Below are 18,705 nucleotides of genomic sequence, written 5' to 3' on the forward strand. Positions count from 1 at the left end.
TTGATTGCATCGCTTAAACGCCAAAGCTCTCACCGCACCCGCAGGCGTTCTGAGCTTTAGGGTTATTAAATTTGAACATCTGATTCAGCCCTTCCCGAACAAAATCTACCGTGGTGCCATCGATAAACGGCATCGCTTTGAGCGGCACGAACAGCTTGGCCCCGTCACGTTCGAACAACAGATCGTCGCTGGCCGGTTCGCGGGTCAAATCCAGTACATAGGCAAAGCCCGCACAACCCGATTGTTTGACGCCGAGTTGCAGCCCTTTCACCTGAGCATCCTGCTGCATGAGTCTGATTATCTGCTTCACCGCGCTGTCGCTCAGCGAAATGCCTTGCCAGACGTTGTCTGCCAAGGAAAAAGTACCAACATCTTCCGTATGCATATGGCCTACCTCACATTCGTGTTTTACTACAGCCGATCTGGCTTACCGCCCATGTTAGTGATAATGATTATCACTTCAACCGTTTGTTTTGCGGGGGTATTTACCAAACGCCCGGATTTACGCTCGGCAACACGATAAATCGATGGCGCATCCAGGCAGAATAGACACGGGGATAATTTTTATCCCTCTGAATTCATAGCAATTAATCATATCTTGTACGGCTTATCCCGCAGCCCCGATAAGGTTATAACACCGGATAAGTCGTCTGTTTTAAACATTCATAGAAAATACCTATTTCTGCATTTTGTCTGTCTGAAAAATGCCTTTCCCTGCTTTAAGTCTAGTCGCTCGCGTATTTTTAGCCCGTGGCGGTCAAAAGACCCACAACAGAAAAAAAACTGCGGGGAGCATTGATCATCGCCACAGCTGCAAATATGATAATGATTATCATTAAGCTTTAATTGGGCGTGGACCTATGGCTATCTCGATGAATGCGTGGCTGCTGAGCAAAATTGATGAATACAAGTTCAACATCCGTGATGCCACGGTGGATTTCTATATGGCGGAAGCGGCGCTACAGCGGCCGGAATGCAACATCAATCATCTGAAGCGTTACAACGGCGTCAGCCTTGGCATGGCGAATTTATGCCTGGAAAATGGCGATGACGAGAGTTACCTGCATGCGCTGAGCAAACTGCATAACCGGCTGATCGTCGAGATCAACAACCCACAGCGCTGTCAGCTGTTCCGCGTACAGTGCTATCATTTTGCCCGGCATACGCTAACGCTGATTTGCCAGAAATATTCGATGGAAGGCGGCTGGGACAAGGCTACCGCTTTTCAGAAGGATTTTGTGAAACGGGTACCCTTCCAGTTATAAAGCTGGCCCCTCTCCCACAGGGCAAGGGGACCGATCGAGTGCAACTGAAATTCGCTGACGCACTTTGGATGAGGGGGCGTTCGCGTTTGCTGAGATGACCTCCTTACTTCCAAAAAAGCAGAGGCCAACAGCTCCCTCTCCCTGTGGGAGAGGGTTGGAGTGAGGGGGCCTCTATTCCAATACCGCCGTGGTCAGCCGTGAGGTACAGCACAGGCGATCTCGATCGTCGAAGATCTCGATCTGCCAGACCTGATTGCGGCGGCCAGCATGCAACGCGCGACAAACCCCGCGCACCTGCCCTTTAAATACCGCACGCAGGTGGTTGGCGTTAATCTCCAACCCCACCACCTTTTGCTCCCCTTCGGTGCACAGATAACCGGCCATGGACCCCATCGACTCGGCCAGCACCACCGAAGCCCCTCCATGTAGCAGGCCAAACGGCTGGGTCGTACGGTGATCGACGGGCATCACTGCTTCTAAATAGTCATCTTCCAAACGGGTGAACTGAATACCCACATGGGCCACCATGCATCCTTCGCCGCTTTGGTTGAGTTGTTCCAGCGTTGTTTCACGTTTCCACAGCTTCACGCAATCATCTCCAGAAGTGCCTGTAATGGATGCCGCACGCCATTGCCTTCAATGCGTTTTACCTGGCTGCGGCAAGAATAACCGGTCGCCAGACAGCGTTGCCTTGGCAAACGTTGTAGCGCCTGATGCCATGATAGCTCATAAATACCCAGGGAATTTTGCAGATTCTTGGCTTCGTGACCGTAAGTGCCCGCCATGCCACAGCAACCGACGCTGATGTTTTCCAACTTGGCGCCAAAACGGGCAAAGATGGCAGCCCACTGCTGGGTACTGGCCGGTAATGCGGTGGTTTCGGTGCAGTGACCAAACAGATACCACGCTTCCCCGGTGGCAGGCTGTTCCGCACGTTCTGCCAACAACTTTTGCAGCCATTCATGGACCAGTTGCACCTGGAAACTCCCCCGTTCGGCCCCGAGAATTTCTTGATACTCGTCGCGATAACACAGCACCAGCGCCGGATCGACACCCACCATCGGCATCCCCAGTTTGGCTACCCGGTTAAGGAAGTCCGCGGTCTTGCGCGCCGTTTTGGCAAAGCGCGTCAGGAAGCCTTTGATATGCTGTGCCTTACCGTTCGGTGAGAAAGGCAACAGCACCGGCTTGTAGCCCAGCTTTTCCACCAGCCGTACAAAATCTGCCACGACCTGGGCATCGTAATAGCTGGTAAACGGATCCTGTACCACCAGCACATGCTGTTCGCGCTGGCTTTCGCTCAATGCTTCCAACTGTTCAAGCGTCATGCTGAACGCGCTATGGCCCGACAGCTGTTGGCGTAACGTTGGGCTGGATAGCAGCGGTAAATCCACCATACCGATGCTGCTGCGGCTCAGTTCGCGCACCCATGGCTGCTTGAAGAAGAAGTTGAACACCTTCGGCGCTTTGGCCATCAACGGGGTATAGCTCTCGACACCAGCGACCACATAGTCGCGCATTGGGCGCAGATAACGGGTGTGATAAAGCTGCAGGAAGCGCGAACGGAAGCCCGGCACGTCGATCTTGATCGGGCACTGGGTCGAACAGGCTTTACAGGCCAGGCAGCCAGACATCGCTTCTTTGACTTCATGAGAGAAGTCATACTCGCCCTTGCCTGCATGCCAGCTATTACGGGTTTTCTCAACCAGAGTGCGGAAGCTGAGGCGCTGCTGCGGCAACTGCTTTTCCAGCGCGACGGGATCCACGCCCTGCTCTGCCAATAACCGTAACCATTCCCGCACCAGTGCCGCACGGCCTTTCGGCGAATGGATCCGATTCGCGGTGATCTTCATCGATGGGCACATCGGGCTGTGGACATCAAAGTTGAAACACAGTCCGTTGCCGTTACACTCCATCGCGCCACGGAACGAGGTGCGGACATCGATGGGAATGCGGCGATCAAACGTACCGCGTTTCACCGCATCGACTTTCATCATCACGGCATCAACACCCAGCGGCGGGCAGATTTTACCCGGGTTGAGTCGATTGAGCGGGTCAAACGCGGCCTTGATACGGCGCAGTTCTTCGTAAAGTTCTTCGCCGAAGAACGCTGGGCTATACTCCGCCCGGAAGCCCTTTCCGTGTTCCCCCCACAGCAGGCCACCGTACTTCGCGGTTAATGCCACCACCTGGTCAGAGATCTGCTTCATCAGCACTTCTTGCTGGGGATCGCACATATCTAATGCCGGGCGCACGTGCAGTACTCCAGCATCAACGTGGCCGAACATACCGTAGCTCAGATTATGGCTATCCAACAGTTGGCGGAACTCGGTGATGTAGTCGGCCAGGTGCTGCGGCGGCACGCAGGTATCTTCGGCAAACGGAATGGGTTTGGCTTGCCCTTTGGCGTTACCCAGCAACCCAACCGCCTTTTTGCGCATATTATAGATGCGCTCAATGCCGCTCAAATCGCCGCAAATCTGATAACCGATCACGCCAGCCTGCTGTTCGGAGATCAAGTCATCCAGACGCTCGCACAGCGCTTCCATCTGGCCGTCGATCAGTTCCTTATCGTCACCGGCAAACTCAACGATGTTCAACCCGAGCATCTCTTTATCCGGCACGTTGGTGATCAGTTCGCTGACCAAGTGCCAGACGATATCTTCGCGGGCCAGATTCAGCACCTTGGAATCGATGGTTTCCACCGACAGCGCCTTGGCTTCCACCATAAAGGGGGCATTGCGCAAGGCTGAATCGAAAGAGTCATATTTGACGTTTACCAGCCGCCGCACCTTCGGCAACGGCGTGATATCCAGCCGCGCTTCGGTGATAAAGGCCAAGGTCCCTTCGGCACCGGTAAGAATGCGGGTCAGATCGAAAGTTTGCAGATCGTCGCTCAGCACGTGGCGCAGATCGTAGCCGGTGAGGAAACGGTTAAGCTTGGGGAATTTTTCCAGGATCAACGCCCGTTGCTCGCGGCATCGGTTCAGCACGGTGTGGTAGATCCGCCCCTCTGGCGTATCTTCCTGAGCAATCGTTTCCGCCAGCGGCGTCGGCATGACGCGGGTGTCGATCATTTCGCCCCCCAGCAATACCGCCCGCAGCCCCAACACGTGGTCTGAGGTTTTGCCGTACACCAGCGAACCTTGGCCAGACGCGTCGGTATTGATCATACCGCCAAGAGTAGCGCGGTTGCTGGTAGAAAGCTCCGGCGCAAAGAAATAACCGAATGGCCTTAAATACTGGTTGAGCTGGTCTTTAATCACCCCCGCTTCTACCCGTACCCAGCCCTGCTCGACGTTGATGTCCAGAATGCGGTTCATGTAGCGCGACATATCAACCACAATGCCGGTATTAAGTGCCTGCCCATTGGTGCCTGTGCCGCCACCGCGCGGGCTGAAGGTCAGCGCCTTGAAGCGTTCTTCGTCGGCCAACCGGGCGATCAGCGCCACGTCGGCGGTTGAGCGAGGAAACACCACCGCATCAGGCAACAGCTGGTAAATGCTGTTATCCGTCGCCATCGTCAGCCGATCGGCATAGCTAGTGGCGGTATCGCCGTTGAATCCGCTCTGTTTTAACGCGGCCAAAAAGTCCAGCACCCGTTGAACGAGGCCGGATGCCTGAGAAATTTGTGGGATCATTCGCTTGTTTGACTCTGTCTGCTCTTAATTGCTTAATCGGGCCCGGAACTGGCCCTCCCCTGTCTTTTATTATCACGATAACCGCAAGGGGCGTTACTCGCCCCTGCATCATCGCTATCTACCTCATAATGGCGGGTGTTTTGCCGCTTGTACATCCTGAATTTGGCATTATTTGGCGGGAAAAATGATAGCGCAGCCGATGGCTGCGCTTTAGGAAGAGGAAACTCTGGCGGTTATTCCACCGCGCTTAGTTTAATACTGGCTCCCCAGGAATGATCATGGATGAACGCTCATCCTGCCAGCCCGCAAGGCGCATCTGTTCTTCGATCCACTGACGCGCATGAATGATATCCAACATGGGTTGCGGCGACTTTTCTGTCCACATTTCGATCAGAAAGGTACCACGATAGTTGAGCCGCTGCAGGGTTGTGAACAGCCCGACAAAGTCCACGCATCCGTCACCAAAAGGCACATCGCGGAACTGCCCCGGCGCATCCGCAGTGACCGGATAAGTATCCTTCAGGTGAATTGCCGCGATCTGATCGATGCCGCAACTCAGTTCACTGTCCACATCATTGCCCCAGGCGGTCAGGTTGCCGATATCCGGGTAAACGGTAAACCAAGGTGAGTTGATCTTGTCTGCCAGCACTTTCCACTTGCTGATGGCGTTGATAAAAGGCGTATCCATTATCTCTACCGCACACATCACCTGCGCCCCGGCAGCCAGTGCCACTGCCCAGGCCAGCGAGGCTTCAAAATGCGCTATCGTTTCGCTGTCTTGCGGTTCGTAATAGACATCGTAACCCGCCAGTTGAATGGTGCGAATACCCAAGTCCTGCGCCAGTTTTATCGCCTTGACCATGATAGCCCTGGCCCGCTCGCGGGTGGCGCTATCGCGGCTGCCAAACGGGAAACGCCGGTGCGCCGAGAGACACAGCGTCGGGATGCGAATACCGGTCTGCTGCATGGCCTGAACGATCGCCATCCGTTCGTCCTCGCTCCAGTCCAGGCGAGCCAGACGTTCATCACTCTCATCAATCGACATTTCGACAAAATCAAAACCACAGGCTTTGGCCAGCACCAGCTTCTCAAGCCAACTGGTTTGCTTTGGCAACGCTTTCTCATAAATCCCTAATGGATGATTACGCATTATTTCTCCTCACTGCTGGCCAGCGAATGCTGCTTGGCCCGATTACGATCCATGGCGCGTAGAGCCTGCCATTTGTCCAGAAAGATGTTGAACGTCAGCGCGCAGCCCACCCCATAGCCACGTGCAGGCCCTTCGTTAAGAAAGGAGGGGTTAATATTATCTTCACTTAAATATTTAATCTTACGCGGATGTGAGTATTATTTTCCTGCGGCGTACAATAGTTATTTATTCGCGACCGTCATTTTCTTAAAAACAGCTTACTTATGAGCTTCAATAATTTCCAACCTCGGATTATCCCCGCGGTATTTAGATGAAACGAGTTTATTGGTGATCAGAATATCTACTTCATCCAACATGCATATTTTACAAAAGGAATATTGTTCAAACTTGCTGGAACCGGCCAGCAAAATCTTTTTCGCCGACACCTGCAACATGACCTGTTTTAATCTGGCATTGATTTCATTGCCATCGCGAATACCGTGTTCCTGATTTAACCCTTGGCACGAGAAGAAAAAGGTATTGATCTGAAAATTTCTCAGCGCGCTTTCGGCCACTGGGCCATGAAAGTCATCATGCCTTCTTGAGTATTCACCACCGATGCCTATCACACGGATCTTATCGCGACAGGCCAAGGCCTGAATGATTTTGACCGAGTTGGTGACTACCGTAATCTCAATATCCGGGATCTGCCGTGCCAAAAACCAGCAGGTACTGCTGTTATCCAGCAGAATGCAGTCGCCCGGATGGATAAACTGCAGGGCAGATTTGGCTATTTTCATCTTGATATCAGGGTGTTCTTCCGTTCTTTTGCGAAAGCTCTCCGCCTGATCGACACTGTTTGACACCGCAGTGCGCTCCCAGGAGTCAATCACTGGTACTTCATGTACATCCAGCGCCACGGCTCCGCCAAAGCTGCGGATTAGCTTCTTGTTCTTCGCTAATACCCGCAAATCGCGGCGGATCGTCTCAGGCGATACCTGACAGACCACGGATAACTCAGTTACCAAAGCAGAACCCTGTTGGTGTACGTGCGTACAAATGAGCTTATAACGTTCAGCTTGTAACATGTTATCCCTCTAAAAATCCCGAGATTGGCTTAACGCTATAATGATATTTTTTAGCTGGCATGAAAGTGACTCAATTCAAGAAACTCTTTCCCTGACTTTTCCACTCATTATTATGTGATTTTATTAACAATAAATTGCAACAAAACAGAACACAAGACACTTTAATTGTGACTAAAATCACATAAAAAAGAGCATTAGACATTATAGAAAGCCATTACCAAAAACAAACGGTCACAATCAGGCACAAAATCAACGCCCGAATGTGACCGATTTCGCCCAAATATAACCATTTACTTTCCACTCCAATGCTGTGCGCTTTATTCCTATTGGCAAGCGCAGTATTTTAACCTGAGAAAAATAATATTATTCGCCAGGTACTCAAGCTTTATTGACGCTAGCGTCTTTACCCGAGTGCGCAGAGAAAAAATTGGTGATACTCCCCACCGCCCAACAGATATCTCACGAGGTAACTCATGTTACAGGAATTAAAACGGCAGGTTTTTGAGGCAAATTTATTATTGCCCAAACATCAATTAGTGACATTTACCTGGGGAAATGTCAGCGGTATCGATCGCCAAAGCGGGTTAATGGTGATTAAGCCCTCAGGGGTGGAATACAGCACTATGCAGATAGAAGATATGGTGGTGGTTGAACTGGCGAGCGGCAAAATCGTCGAGGGAAATAAAAAGCCCTCTTCGGATACGGCAACTCATCTTGCTCTGTATCAGGCCTTCCCCGACATTGGCGGCATCGTCCACACCCATTCCCGCCATGCCACCATCTGGGCGCAGGCGGGAAAGTCGCTTTCGGCATTAGGCACCACCCACGCCGACTACTTCTATGGCACCATACCCTGCACCCGTCTGCTGCAGGATGAGGAGATTGCTGGCGAATACGAGCATGAAACCGGTAAGGTCATTATCGAGACCTTTCAACAGCTCGGCATCAACCCTAATGAGATCCCGGCAGTTCTGGTCAACAGCCATGGCCCCTTTAGCTGGGGAACAGATGCGGCCAGCGCAGTGCATAATGCAGTCGTTCTGGAGGAAATCGCCTATATGAATCTGTTTACCCAGCAACTCAGCCCACAGATCCCCGTAATGCAAGCCACGCTGTTAGACAAACATTACTTACGTAAGCACGGAGCCAAAGCCTATTACGGCCAATAAACTACTGTCAACCCGCGCCCTGATTATAGCGATAAGCGACCAGCCAGATCCCTGGGTGGTCTGCCCTCCTAGCCGCAAATCTGTTCCCCCACATAACTTATTAATCCCACTAATCAATGAAAGTCTGTACCCCAGACTAAAATTCGCAGGAAAATGTGCGCTTAGCTGTGAAAGTTGCCAAAAATGCTCCATGATAAAAGGGTACCAAGGAATTAACTCACTAGGATGAAAACGCATTCATGACACAACCGCAACGCCGCTACGATTTACCGACGATAATTTTTGGCGTGCTGTTTATCGCCATTTTGATCGTTGCCAGCTTTTGGGTCGTTCAACCGTTTATTTTGGGCTTTGCCTGGGCATCCATGGTGGTGATCGCCACCTGGCCAGTGTTGATTAAGCTACAGCATTTGCTGTGGGGCCGGCGGTCTCTGGCCGTGTTGGTGATGACCATCCTGCTGCTCTTGCTGTTCGTACTACCTATTGCCCTGCTGGTTAGTAGCGTGGTGGATAACAGTGCGCCAGTCGTGGCTTGGGTCAACGCACCGGGCCAAATCCACGCGCCACAATTGGAATGGCTACGCTCTACCCCGCTAATTGGGCAAAAACTTTATAGCAGCTATCACCTGCTGGTGAACACCGGTGGCAACGCCTTGATAGCCAAAATACAGCCTTACTTCGGCCAAACTGCTACCTGGTTTGTTGCTCAGGCGGCGCATATTGGCCGTTTCCTGATGCACTGTACGCTGATGTTACTGTTCAGCGCCTTGCTGTATGCCCGCGGTGAGCAGGTCGGTATGGCGATCCGCCATTTTGCCGTGCGCCTTGCTTCCAACAGGGGCGATGCGGCCGTGTTACTGGCCGGGCAAGCGATCCGTGCGGTAGCGTTGGGCGTGGTGGTTACGGCGTTGGTGCAATCCATATTGGGTGGCATTGGCTTGGCCGTTGCGGGCATTCCTGCCGCCACCTTGCTTAGCGTACTGATGTTCGTTTTCTGCGTGGCCCAACTGGGACCATTGCTGGTGCTGATCCCGGCTATTATCTGGTTGTATTGGACCGGTGACACCACCTGGGGCACAGTGCTATTGGTGTGGAGCTGTGTGGTCGGAACTTTGGATAACTTCCTGCGCCCGGCGCTAATCCGCATGGGTGCCGACCTGCCGTTGATTCTGATCTTGTCAGGCGTTATCGGTGGCCTGCTGGCCTTCGGGATGATTGGCCTGTTTATCGGCCCAGTCGTGCTGGCGGTCTCTTATCGGTTGCTTAGCGCCTGGGTAAACGAAGCCCCGGAACCCACTACCGATCTGGAAGAAGTCGCCAAAGATTTAGAACAGCTGTGATCCCGGCATCGCCTGCTCATCCATTGGGCAGGCGATTAACCTAAATATTCTCTTTTCCCGCCGCATCGTCCCCGATAATTATTCTGCTGACTCACCTATTGCCATAATAGATGCCATTCAAATACCTGTTCTTGCAATGAACCCGTACATTCCAGGCTGTTTTATTGGGACGATTCTTAATGACGCGCGCCAGATAACTGCCTAGTATAAAACTCTATCTTGCTGAAAATCATTGCTTTCCATGCATCGTTTTCCAGCCAAGTCACCTAACAGAGTTACCCCGAATCACTGAATTGCTGTGTGTAGTCTTTGCCCGTCTTTTGATGGGCTTTTTTTTATGCAAAATAACCCGCTCATATAAAAAACCGCCAGGATTAACCGGCGGTTTTATGTTTTCAATAGACGTTGTTATTCAGGTTTACTTTCTTTGTGACAAATTAACCCAGGTCTGCACCACGGTATCCGGGTTAAGCGACAGGCTATCAATCCCCTGATCCATCAGCCACTCGGCAAAGTCTGCATGGTCTGACGGGCCTTGCCCACAGATGCCGACATATTTGCCGTGACGCTTGGCCGCCTGGATCGCCATGGAAAGCAGCGCCTTGACCGCCTCATTGCGTTCGTCAAACAGTTCTGAAACCACACCGGAATCGCGATCCAGCCCCAGCGTGAGCTGCGTCATATCGTTGGAGCCGATAGAGAAGCCATCAAAGTGCTCAAGGAACTGATCGGCCAGCAAGGCGTTGGACGGGATCTCACACATCATGATCACTTTCAGCCCGTTCTCGCCGCGCTTGAGGCCCTGACGCCCCAACTCTGCCACCACGGCCTCCGCCTGAGCCACGGTACGCACAAACGGCACCATCACCTCAACGTTGGTCAAGCCCATTTCATTACGTACCCGCTTCATCGCGGCACATTCCATGGCGAAGCAGTCGCGGAAGCTGTCCGCCACGTAACGACCCGCGCCACGGAATCCTAACATCGGGTTTTCTTCGTGCGGCTCATATTTCTCGCCGCCGACCAGGTTGGCGTATTCGTTAGATTTGAAATCGGAAAGGCGCACGATCACGCGCTTCGGCCAGAATGCCGCGCCCAACGTCGCGATCCCTTCGGTCAAGCGACCGACATAGAACTCGACCGGATCGTCATAGCCCAACATCAGCGTCTTGATTTCTGCCTGCAGCTCTGGGGTTTGCTGATCGAACTCCAACAGGGCACGCGGGTGTACGCCGATCATGCGGTTGATAATAAACTCCAACCGGGCCAGCCCCACACCTTCATTTGGCAAGCGAGCGAAGTCGAACGCGCGGTCTGGGTTACCGACGTTCATCATGATCTTCAACGGGAGCTCTGGCAGTTCAGTGACTTCCGAGCTTTGAACGCTGAATTCCAGCATGTCGCTGTAGACAAAGCCGGTGTCGCCTTCGGCACAGGAGACGGTGACTTTCTGCCCTTCTTTCAGCAGATCCGTCGCGTGGCCACAGCCTACAACGGCAGGGATCCCCAGTTCACGGGCAATGATCGCCGCATGGCAGGTACGCCCGCCACGGTTGGTTACGATCGCAGCCGCCTTCTTCATGATCGGTTCCCAATCCGGGTCGGTCATATCGGTGACCAACACGTCACCCGGTTCAATGCGATCCATTTCGCTGATATTGTGGATGACCTTCACCGGGCCGGCCCCAATGCGATGACCTATGGCTCGGCCTTCCACCAGCACGGTGCTGTTACCGTTCAGTTGGTAGCGCTCCATCACCTGCTCATTGGAACGCACGGTTTCTGGCCGCGCCTGGACTATCAGCAGCTTGCCAGTATGACCGTCTTTGGCCCACTCGATATCCATCGGGCGGCCATAGTGTTTTTCGATCAGCAACGCCTGATGCGCCAGTGCCTGGACTTCATCATCGGTCAAAGAGAAACGATTGCGTTGCTCTTCTGGTACATCTTCGATACGTACCTGCTTGCCGTGATCCTGTGAAGGTGCGTACACCATGCGGATTTTTTTCGAGCCAAGGTTGCGGCGCACAATGGCCGGATTGCCCTTCAGCAGCGTCGGTTTATGGACATAAAACTCATCCGGGTTGACCGCCCCTTGCACCACCATTTCCCCCAGGCCGAACGCCGAGGTAATAAACACCACCTGATCAAAGCCGGACTCGGTATCGATGGTAAACATGACCCCAGAGGAAGCCAGGTCGGAGCGCACCATGCGCTGTACACCGGCGGAAAGCGCCACGCCACGGTGATCGTAACCCTGATGCACACGATAAGAGATGGCCCGGTCGTTAAACAGGGAGGCGAAGACGTGTTTGATCGCCACCATCACCGCATCAATGCCCTGCACGTTGAGGAAGGTTTCCTGCTGGCCGGCAAACGAGGCGTCTGGCATATCTTCAGCCGTGGCGGAAGAACGCACGGCGAAGGAGGCTTCGCTTTCACCCTCGGACAGTTGCTGGTACGCCAGCGTAATTTCACGCTCAAATTCCGCGTGGAAAGGCGTATCGATCACCCATTGGCGAATTTGCGCACCGGCCTTGGACAGTTGGGCAATATCGTCAACGTCAGTCTGATCCAGCAGTTGGTAAATGCGCTGGTTAACCCCACTTTGCTCAAGAAAATCGTTAAATGCCTGGGCGGTGGTGGCAAAACCGTTGGGTACGGCCACGCCCAAATCGGAGAGATTGGTGATCATTTCACCGAGGGAGGCATTTTTGCCGCCGACACGGTCAACGTCGTGCATGCCAAGCTGGTTGTACCAAAGCACATTACGCAAGTCTGGGCCATTGTTAGACATCGAGACAATCCTTATTGCTATCAGTAGGGTATTGACGGATTTTTGACTCGTACCGCAAAAAACGGCACCCACCCACACTAGCACAATGATCCATAGACAATGGACAGGTGAATCGATCAAGCCAATGAAGAAAATAGCAATTAACAGAATTCCAGCAGGCACAATTTTATTAGGGATCGTTCCCTAACTGGCTAAAAGCTTACAATTCAACAAATTATGTATTATTTAAACTTTTTCTTAAATACCCGTACTTTTAGTGATTTTTTTGACGAAAATAGCGCCAACTTGCGTCGAGGTAGGTAGTTAAAATAGCACTCGCCATTTTATAAAAAATGAAATTATATTTTACTAAAAAAATCAAATTGCCGCAAATTATTCCCAGCGTCACAAAATTTCTATCCCCCTCTTTACCATATATGGATATGCAGACCATGATGTTGCTATCAGTCGTTTCAGGCATTAAGGAGTTATGGGTGGAAAGAAGCGTTTTTTATATCTCGGATGGCACGGCCATTACCGCCGAAGTATTGGGGCATGCGGTGCTGTCACAGTTTCCCGTCAAGGCCACCACTTTCACTCTACCTTTTGTGGAAACCGAAGCGCGTGCGCGGGGCGTATGCCAACAGATCAATGATATTTACCAGCAGACCGGGGTGCGTCCACTGGTGTTCTATTCGATTATCTCGCCGGAAGTGCGCCAGGTGATCACCCAAAGTGAAGGGTTCTGCCAGGATATCGTGCAAGCCCTGGTCGGCCCGCTACAGGGTGAATTAGCGGTGGATCCAACACCGGTGCCTAATCGCACCCACGGGCTCACCGAAAACAACCTGGGTAAGTATGACGCCCGGATCGCGGCCATTGAATACACCCTGGCCCATGATGATGGGATATCGCTGCGCAATCTCGATCAGGCGCAGGTGATCCTGCTCGGCGTATCCCGCTGTGGTAAAACCCCCACCAGCCTGTATCTGGCGATGCAATTTGGTATCCGCGCGGCCAACTATCCGTTTACCGCCGATGATATGGATAATTTGCAGCTACCCGCCGCGTTAAAACCGTTTCAACATAAGTTATTTGGGTTGACCATTAACCCTGAGCGGTTAACGGCGATCCGCGAAGAACGCCGCGAAAACAGCCGTTACTCTTCCCCGCGCCAATGCAGGATGGAAGTTGCCGAAGTAGAAGCGCTGTTTCGCAAAAATCAGATCCGCTATCTCAATACCACCAACTATTCGGTGGAGGAGATCTCCACCAAGATCCTCGATATCCTCGGTATGAGCCGGCGGATGTTCTGATAGTAGGGGCTGGCGGATAGTCGTCTATGCCCCTCTTTTGTGCTTTTTTACCGGTTTTAATCAGCAGATCACAATCTCTACGGTTGAATTCAGCGGTTTTTGCGTTATTGTGATCGCCATCACTTCCCGGTATTCCTGCCGTCGCGAAGAACAAGTTTTAGAGACAATCATGCACAAAACAGATGAACTGCGGACCGCGCGCATCGACAGCTTGGTCACGCCTCAGGCGTTGGCAGAGAAGTTGCCGATCTCAGCATCGGTAGCCGATAACGTGACAGCGTCACGTAAACGTATCGAAAAAATCCTAACTGGCGAAGATAAACGCCTGTTGGTAGTGATTGGCCCCTGCTCCATTCACGATCTGGATGCGGCGATGGACTATGCCACCCGCCTTAACGTACTGCGCGAGCGCTATCAGGACCGTCTGGAAATCGTGATGCGCACCTATTTTGAAAAACCGCGCACCGTGGTGGGCTGGAAAGGCTTGATTTCCGATCCCGACCTGGACGGCAGCTATCAGGTCAACCGTGGCATTGAGATGGCGCGCAAGCTGCTATTGTCAGTGAACCAGCTTGGCCTGCCAACGGCGACCGAGTTCCTGGATATGGTGATCGGCCAGTATATTGCCGACTTGATCAGCTGGGGCGCGATTGGCGCTCGCACCACCGAAAGCCAGATCCACCGTGAAATGGCCTCGGCGCTCTCTTGCCCGGTTGGTTTCAAAAATGGAACCGACGGCAATACCCGCATCGCCATTGATGCCATCCGTGCTGCACGCGCCGGTCATATGTTCCTGTCGCCAGACAAAACCGGCCAGATGACCATTTACCAGACCAGCGGCAACCCTTATGGCCATATCATCATGCGCGGCGGCAAGACGCCAAACTATCACGCGACCGATGTGGTAGCCGCCTGTGATAGCTTGCGCGAGTTTGATTTACCTGAACAACTGGTGATCGACTTCAGCCACGGTAATTGTCAGAAATTGCATCGCCGCCAGTTGGAAGTGGCGGAAAACGTCTGCCAACAGATCCGTGCAGGCTCCGTGGCCGTCGCTGGCGTGATGGCCGAAAGCTTCCTGGTGGAAGGCACGCAGAAGATCGTGGCTGGCCAATCATTAACCTACGGCCAATCCATTACCGACCCTTGCCTGAGCTGGTCGGACAGCGAGCAGTTGCTGGCTATGCTGGCCGACGCGGTAGATACCCGTTTCTGATTATTTTAGCCAGCATGCTTTTGGCCTGCTGGCTCTCATTTGCTGCTGCGGTCGCCATACAACAGTTGACCATAGGATTTATCAAGCATTGTGATCACTCTATCAAAACGACTTTTTGGTAGATCAGGCTTTCGTTGATATTGATGTTAATATCATCGAGAAAAAGCAGCGCGCGACCGAACTGCTCATCTCCAAGCCAATAACTTTCGAACTGTGGAAATGAGTAGTTAATATACCCCCAAGCAGGATCGTATATTTGAATGACGCCATTAGCCACCCCATGAAAAACCACAAAGTGCTTTTTTACAAATCTATTTATGTATAGAATGGCTGGTGAGTGAAGTTGTCTTAATTGTTTTGATGTGATTTTAACGCCTATTGTATCCAGCCCCATTATTTTTGATTGCATGCTAATATCCAAGAGTGAATACTCAGGCTTAACACCTATTTTATTTATCAACATTAGTTCTGATGCACCAATACTATAATACTGCCTTAAAATAAACTCAAAGGATGCCACCCCGCAGGTGTTATCATATAGTTGTTTATTACCCCCGCGGAATTTAGTGTAAAGATAGGTTGCTTCCACATTCGTTTGACAACCGCTAAAAAGCATGAGCCAATATATAATATTCACTATCCATCTCTTCAATTGCTCCCCCAATAAATGTCATGTTAACATTATTACTAGTGAACCCTTTCGATTCTACTCCAAATCATGAACCTATCCATTTAGCCAGGTAAACAATAGTGGGTAGTGCAGATAAATTTACATACATAACACCCATATTTTTAACTCCTTTTATGATTTTATTTTTAGAAAGCCAGTGGATAACAACAGCCATTAAAATAATCAAAAGGGAGTAAAGCGAGGTAAAAACAACATAACCACTGATTAACCCTGACAAAAGCAGTATCAATGATGAGAACAGCATTACATGTTTCTTTACATTGATAAATATTATAGCGCCTGTAATAAAGTGACAATATGTTGCCATGATAAGAAATCCTATGCTGAATATATTCATATTACTTCTTCTTATGACAACTGCTAGAACATGACCCGCTCCCAGCGCCACCACCAATCGCCGCATTAGTCGCCCCCATAGCACTTACACCTAAAGCCGCACTGGCAGCCGCCCCTGACACCGTAGCGCCCATTAACCCACCCGAAGCACCGGTTACAAAACCACCGACGGCCGCAGTGGCTGCATTCCCCCAATTTATTTGCGCTCCATTTGAGAAGTCAATACCAATTGACCCAGCAGCACCTCCTGCCGCCCCAATGGCACCAATAACCAGAGGTCCAACCTTACCTTTGGTATTATCTAACTCCTCTATATTTAATGGTGAGAACGAATGATATCCCAGCGCCTCTAACTTACGGTATTTATCCTGATCAAAAAATTCAATTTTATTTTCAGCGCACACATTCACACTAAAAACAGAGTAATAACCTAAAGCGCAAAGAAATAAAGCCTGTTTTATCTTCATCATACGCAACCCTTATGCATTAAATGTTTATTACGATACTGAACGCGTTAGATAGGATATTGGAATACTATGCGAAATAAATTTATAACATTCTGACAGGGTAAAAGTTGACACCTATTCACATTCGATAATTCAAACCAAGAGATATAACAGATCCTTTGTTATTACCTACCCCGCCTTTAACACCAACGCTAGCAATAGCATTTTCAGCCAAGTTCACCGTAGTGCCAGCTAATAAGGATGTTTTACTGCTCCACTCTTTCTGGCTAGAAATATAACTATATGCGTTTATGGCATCCTTAGAAAACCCCCAATTTAAATTAACTTCAGGATTTATAGCAAAGACAACTTTCCCCGACATAGTGTATACTTTATAGTCGTTAGTAAACCTCTCCTTCGAAATACCATCGAGATAACCTAATGATAGATTAAGTACCAGAGGATCGTATATCCAACTGAGAGAAGAACCAAGAACGTAACTTTGTAGCGATCCATGTTTAAAATTTGCACCAGAAAACAAAACCGTATAATCTGACAGTCTATAAAACTGGTAACTTAGCCCAACCCCTATCCCATTAAACCTGTACTCATTTTTAGTTGAACCATCATTATTTTCCAATGAAAATTTAGTATTGACCCATTGCCCATTTGCAGTTGCTGATAATGAAAGCTGGCGCGTCAACCCATACATTCCTGAAAAATATCCTGACACACCATTTTTTTCCCTCCTATACGGTAATGAGGTACGGTCTATAACATATTGACCTGGGCTGATTTGATTTATATAAACCCCGGAATAGGTTCCATCAGAGCTATCATTTATGATGTTTACCCCGACTCCAAATGACCAGCGTTTCTTTTCCGGAAGAAAGTCATCAATTTTTAAAATTGATTTAACCGGTTCTGCACTCACATTCTCCCTTGGTGTCTCTGCATGGGTGATAAAAGATGCCATACCAATTAAAGTCAATAAAAGAACACTTCCTTTATTCCCTTTCATATAATCCCTATTTAAAGAACATTGACCATGAATAAGATGATAAACATTGAAAAACTCAAGTGTCAATGTCTTTTAATGAAAAAAAGAATTATTTCATATATTATTTTCTTAATTTAAATGTTCTCTTAATATAAAAAGACTTGAGTGCAATGCATTGTTTATATTGGAAAATATCTCTCATTCTGATTTTTTACTGTTCGTGGAAACAGTGTTTTTATAACATGAAACTGTTCATTTCAATACTGAATGACCGTATGCACAACATCTTAGCCGAATTATTTAGTTAGTGTTCTACGCGATAGATTTATGTCATTCAGCTATACTGGCCAAACATCCGAGCTAAACCGATCTGGAGCCCTTCTGTGAACCATTCACTGCTGTCCATTCCCTGTATCACCCTGCAAGGGGAACATAAAACGCTGGCCGACTTTCCGGCGCGAGCCTACCTGGTGGTCAATACCGCCAGCAAGTGTGGCTTTACCCCGCAGTATGCAGGCTTGGAAAAGCTGTGGCAGTATTATCGCTCACGAGGGTTGATGGTGCTGGGCTTCCCCTGCAATCAGTTTGGCGGACAGGAGCCAGGCAACCCGCTGGAGATTGCCAACTTCTGCACTCTCAACTATGGCGTCAGCTTTCCGCTGTTCAGCAAGATCGACGTCAACGGCGCGCAGGCGCATCCCCTGTTCAGCGAGTTAAAACGCCGTGCTCCCGGTCTGTTAGGCAGCCAACGTATCAAGTGGAACTTCACCAAATTCCTGCTCACCGCCGATGGCGAGCGCATCACACGCTTTGCCCCCATCACCAAACCTGAGCGCCTGTTCGGCCGTATCGAAACCCTGTTGAAATAGCCGTTTTATCAGCAAATTGATCGCAATCAATCTAGCTCCGGTAAGCATGACGACAAAAAGGTTCCATCGGTAAGAAAATTTCCCTTGATGTAACCTTTTGTTCACATGATAATGATTATCAATTTGATACTAATTACCATTTACCGGTTGAATTTATGGACAATCTCAATAATTGCCAACAGTCCAACAACGCTTTGGTTACTCCTGACGGCAGTGCTCCTGCCGCTTTACCGCCCTGCTTCGACAGTGCCGAACTACTGGGCACGGATGGGCTGGCGGTGATCATCCATCAAGGACAACGCTATCAACTTCGCCAAACCAAAGCGGGAAAATTGATCTTAACCAAATAACGTCTTAGTTCCTTTTAACGCCAGCCACCCCGATCTTGCGATCCAGGCAGCCAGCAAATCTATTGATATGTTG

General features: G+C 50.3%; 17 protein-coding genes. 7 read left to right on the forward strand and 10 right to left on the reverse strand.

Annotated elements, in window-relative coordinates; all coding sequences use genetic code 11:
• Positions 1-13: 13 nt before the first annotated feature.
• Positions 14-385, reverse strand: coding sequence for a Fe-S cluster assembly scaffold SufA (sufA, locus tag N6G83_RS15400; RefSeq protein ID WP_021178114.1), 372 nt, complete (start codon positions 383-385; stop codon positions 14-16).
• 475 nt (positions 386-860) lie between these two features.
• On the opposite strand from sufA, the gene N6G83_RS15405 reads away from it, so the two are divergent.
• Complete coding sequence (locus N6G83_RS15405; RefSeq protein WP_024486172.1) at positions 861-1,265, forward strand: hypothetical protein; 405 nt, start codon at positions 861-863, stop codon at positions 1,263-1,265.
• Between the two features lie 171 nt (positions 1,266-1,436).
• Here N6G83_RS15405 and menI read toward each other — a convergent pair whose 3' ends face one another.
• From menI to N6G83_RS15425, 4 genes are all read right to left on the reverse strand, one after another.
• Positions 1,437-1,853 carry a 1,4-dihydroxy-2-naphthoyl-CoA hydrolase gene (gene menI, locus N6G83_RS15410; RefSeq protein WP_021178115.1) on the reverse strand — a complete coding sequence of 139 codons (417 nt, stop codon included), beginning with the start codon at positions 1,851-1,853 and terminating at the stop codon, positions 1,437-1,439.
• Entirely contained in the window at positions 1,850-4,906 is a 3,057-nt protein-coding gene (locus tag N6G83_RS15415; protein WP_211135857.1) for an FAD-binding and (Fe-S)-binding domain-containing protein, read from the reverse strand. Before N6G83_RS15415 ends, menI begins: the two co-directional genes overlap by 4 nt.
• Before the next feature lie 247 nt (positions 4,907-5,153).
• Positions 5,154-6,056: an L-ribulose-5-phosphate 3-epimerase gene (locus N6G83_RS15420; protein WP_074031386.1), complete on the reverse strand. Its 903-nt coding sequence runs from the start codon at positions 6,054-6,056 to the stop codon at positions 5,154-5,156.
• A gap of 257 nt (positions 6,057-6,313) precedes the next feature.
• Positions 6,314-7,123 (reverse strand): DeoR/GlpR family DNA-binding transcription regulator, encoded by an 810-nt coding sequence (locus tag N6G83_RS15425; RefSeq protein ID WP_199062306.1) that lies wholly within the window; start codon positions 7,121-7,123, stop codon positions 6,314-6,316.
• Between the two features lie 473 nt (positions 7,124-7,596).
• Between N6G83_RS15425 and araD the strand changes: the two genes are divergently transcribed.
• Positions 7,597-8,292: an L-ribulose-5-phosphate 4-epimerase gene (gene araD, locus N6G83_RS15430; protein WP_211135856.1), complete on the forward strand. Its 696-nt coding sequence runs from the start codon at positions 7,597-7,599 to the stop codon at positions 8,290-8,292.
• Positions 8,293-8,531: 239 nt separating this feature from the next.
• Complete coding sequence (ydiK, locus tag N6G83_RS15435; protein ID WP_199062302.1) at positions 8,532-9,632, forward strand: AI-2E family transporter YdiK; 1,101 nt, start codon at positions 8,532-8,534, stop codon at positions 9,630-9,632.
• Positions 9,633-10,050: 418 nt separating this feature from the next.
• On the opposite strand, the gene ppsA is transcribed toward ydiK, so the two are convergent.
• Positions 10,051-12,429 (reverse strand): phosphoenolpyruvate synthase, encoded by a 2,379-nt coding sequence (gene ppsA / locus N6G83_RS15440; protein ID WP_065686095.1) that lies wholly within the window; start codon positions 12,427-12,429, stop codon positions 10,051-10,053.
• 473 nt (positions 12,430-12,902) lie between these two features.
• Here ppsA and N6G83_RS15445 point away from each other — a divergent pair, with 473 nt between their 5' ends.
• Positions 12,903-13,724 (forward strand): pyruvate, water dikinase regulatory protein, encoded by an 822-nt coding sequence (locus tag N6G83_RS15445; protein ID WP_021804571.1) that lies wholly within the window; start codon positions 12,903-12,905, stop codon positions 13,722-13,724.
• A gap of 169 nt (positions 13,725-13,893) precedes the next feature.
• Complete coding sequence (locus tag N6G83_RS15450; protein ID WP_021178121.1) at positions 13,894-14,940, forward strand: 3-deoxy-7-phosphoheptulonate synthase; 1,047 nt, start codon at positions 13,894-13,896, stop codon at positions 14,938-14,940.
• 94 nt (positions 14,941-15,034) lie between these two features.
• On the opposite strand, the gene N6G83_RS15455 is transcribed toward N6G83_RS15450, so the two are convergent.
• The 4 genes from N6G83_RS15455 to N6G83_RS15470 all read right to left on the reverse strand — a co-directional run bounded on the left by N6G83_RS15455 (position 15,035) and on the right by N6G83_RS15470 (position 17,434).
• Positions 15,035-15,577 (reverse strand): C39 family peptidase, encoded by a 543-nt coding sequence (locus N6G83_RS15455; protein ID WP_248006637.1) that lies wholly within the window; start codon positions 15,575-15,577, stop codon positions 15,035-15,037.
• Between the two features lie 79 nt (positions 15,578-15,656).
• Complete coding sequence (locus N6G83_RS15460; RefSeq protein ID WP_024529995.1) at positions 15,657-15,968, reverse strand: hypothetical protein; 312 nt, start codon at positions 15,966-15,968, stop codon at positions 15,657-15,659.
• A 1-nt stretch (position 15,969) separates the two neighbouring features.
• Complete coding sequence (locus tag N6G83_RS15465) at positions 15,970-16,437, reverse strand: hypothetical protein (RefSeq protein WP_024529996.1); 468 nt, start codon at positions 16,435-16,437, stop codon at positions 15,970-15,972.
• Positions 16,438-16,552: 115 nt separating this feature from the next.
• Positions 16,553-17,434 (reverse strand): hypothetical protein, encoded by an 882-nt coding sequence (locus N6G83_RS15470; RefSeq protein WP_211135855.1) that lies wholly within the window; start codon positions 17,432-17,434, stop codon positions 16,553-16,555.
• A 362-nt stretch (positions 17,435-17,796) separates the two neighbouring features.
• Here N6G83_RS15470 and N6G83_RS15475 point away from each other — a divergent pair, with 362 nt between their 5' ends.
• The gene (locus tag N6G83_RS15475) at positions 17,797-18,282 is read left to right on the forward strand and encodes a glutathione peroxidase (protein ID WP_024529998.1); all 486 of its coding nucleotides are present in this window, start codon (positions 17,797-17,799) and stop codon (positions 18,280-18,282) included.
• A gap of 155 nt (positions 18,283-18,437) precedes the next feature.
• Entirely contained in the window at positions 18,438-18,632 is a 195-nt protein-coding gene (gene hemP / locus N6G83_RS15480) for a hemin uptake protein HemP (protein WP_021804574.1), read from the forward strand.
• The last annotated feature ends 73 nt before the right edge of the window (positions 18,633-18,705 follow it).

This window comes from Serratia sp. PL7 (genome assembly GCF_945957435.1).

Excerpts from the sequence above, each read along its gene's own strand:
- sufA (WP_021178114.1), bottom strand. The coding sequence starts at position 385 with ATGCATACGGAAGATGTTGGTACTTTTTCCTTGGCAGACAACGTCTGG.
- N6G83_RS15405 (WP_024486172.1), top strand. The coding sequence starts at position 861 with ATGGCTATCTCGATGAATGCGTGGCTGCTGAGCAAAATTGATGAATAC.
- N6G83_RS15415 (WP_211135857.1), bottom strand. The coding sequence starts at position 4,906 with ATGATCCCACAAATTTCTCAGGCATCCGGCCTCGTTCAACGGGTGCTG.
- N6G83_RS15420 (WP_074031386.1), bottom strand. The coding sequence starts at position 6,056 with ATGCGTAATCATCCATTAGGGATTTATGAGAAAGCGTTGCCAAAGCAA.
- N6G83_RS15425 (WP_199062306.1), bottom strand. The coding sequence starts at position 7,123 with ATGTTACAAGCTGAACGTTATAAGCTCATTTGTACGCACGTACACCAA.
- araD (WP_211135856.1), top strand. The coding sequence starts at position 7,597 with ATGTTACAGGAATTAAAACGGCAGGTTTTTGAGGCAAATTTATTATTG.
- ydiK (WP_199062302.1), top strand. The coding sequence starts at position 8,532 with ATGACACAACCGCAACGCCGCTACGATTTACCGACGATAATTTTTGGC.
- ppsA (WP_065686095.1), bottom strand. The coding sequence starts at position 12,429 with ATGTCTAACAATGGCCCAGACTTGCGTAATGTGCTTTGGTACAACCAG.
- N6G83_RS15450 (WP_021178121.1), top strand. The coding sequence starts at position 13,894 with ATGCACAAAACAGATGAACTGCGGACCGCGCGCATCGACAGCTTGGTC.
- N6G83_RS15460 (WP_024529995.1), bottom strand. The coding sequence starts at position 15,968 with ATGAATATATTCAGCATAGGATTTCTTATCATGGCAACATATTGTCAC.
- N6G83_RS15465 (WP_024529996.1), bottom strand. The coding sequence starts at position 16,437 with ATGATGAAGATAAAACAGGCTTTATTTCTTTGCGCTTTAGGTTATTAC.
- N6G83_RS15470 (WP_211135855.1), bottom strand. The coding sequence starts at position 17,434 with ATGAAAGGGAATAAAGGAAGTGTTCTTTTATTGACTTTAATTGGTATG.
- hemP (WP_021804574.1), top strand. The coding sequence starts at position 18,438 with ATGGACAATCTCAATAATTGCCAACAGTCCAACAACGCTTTGGTTACT.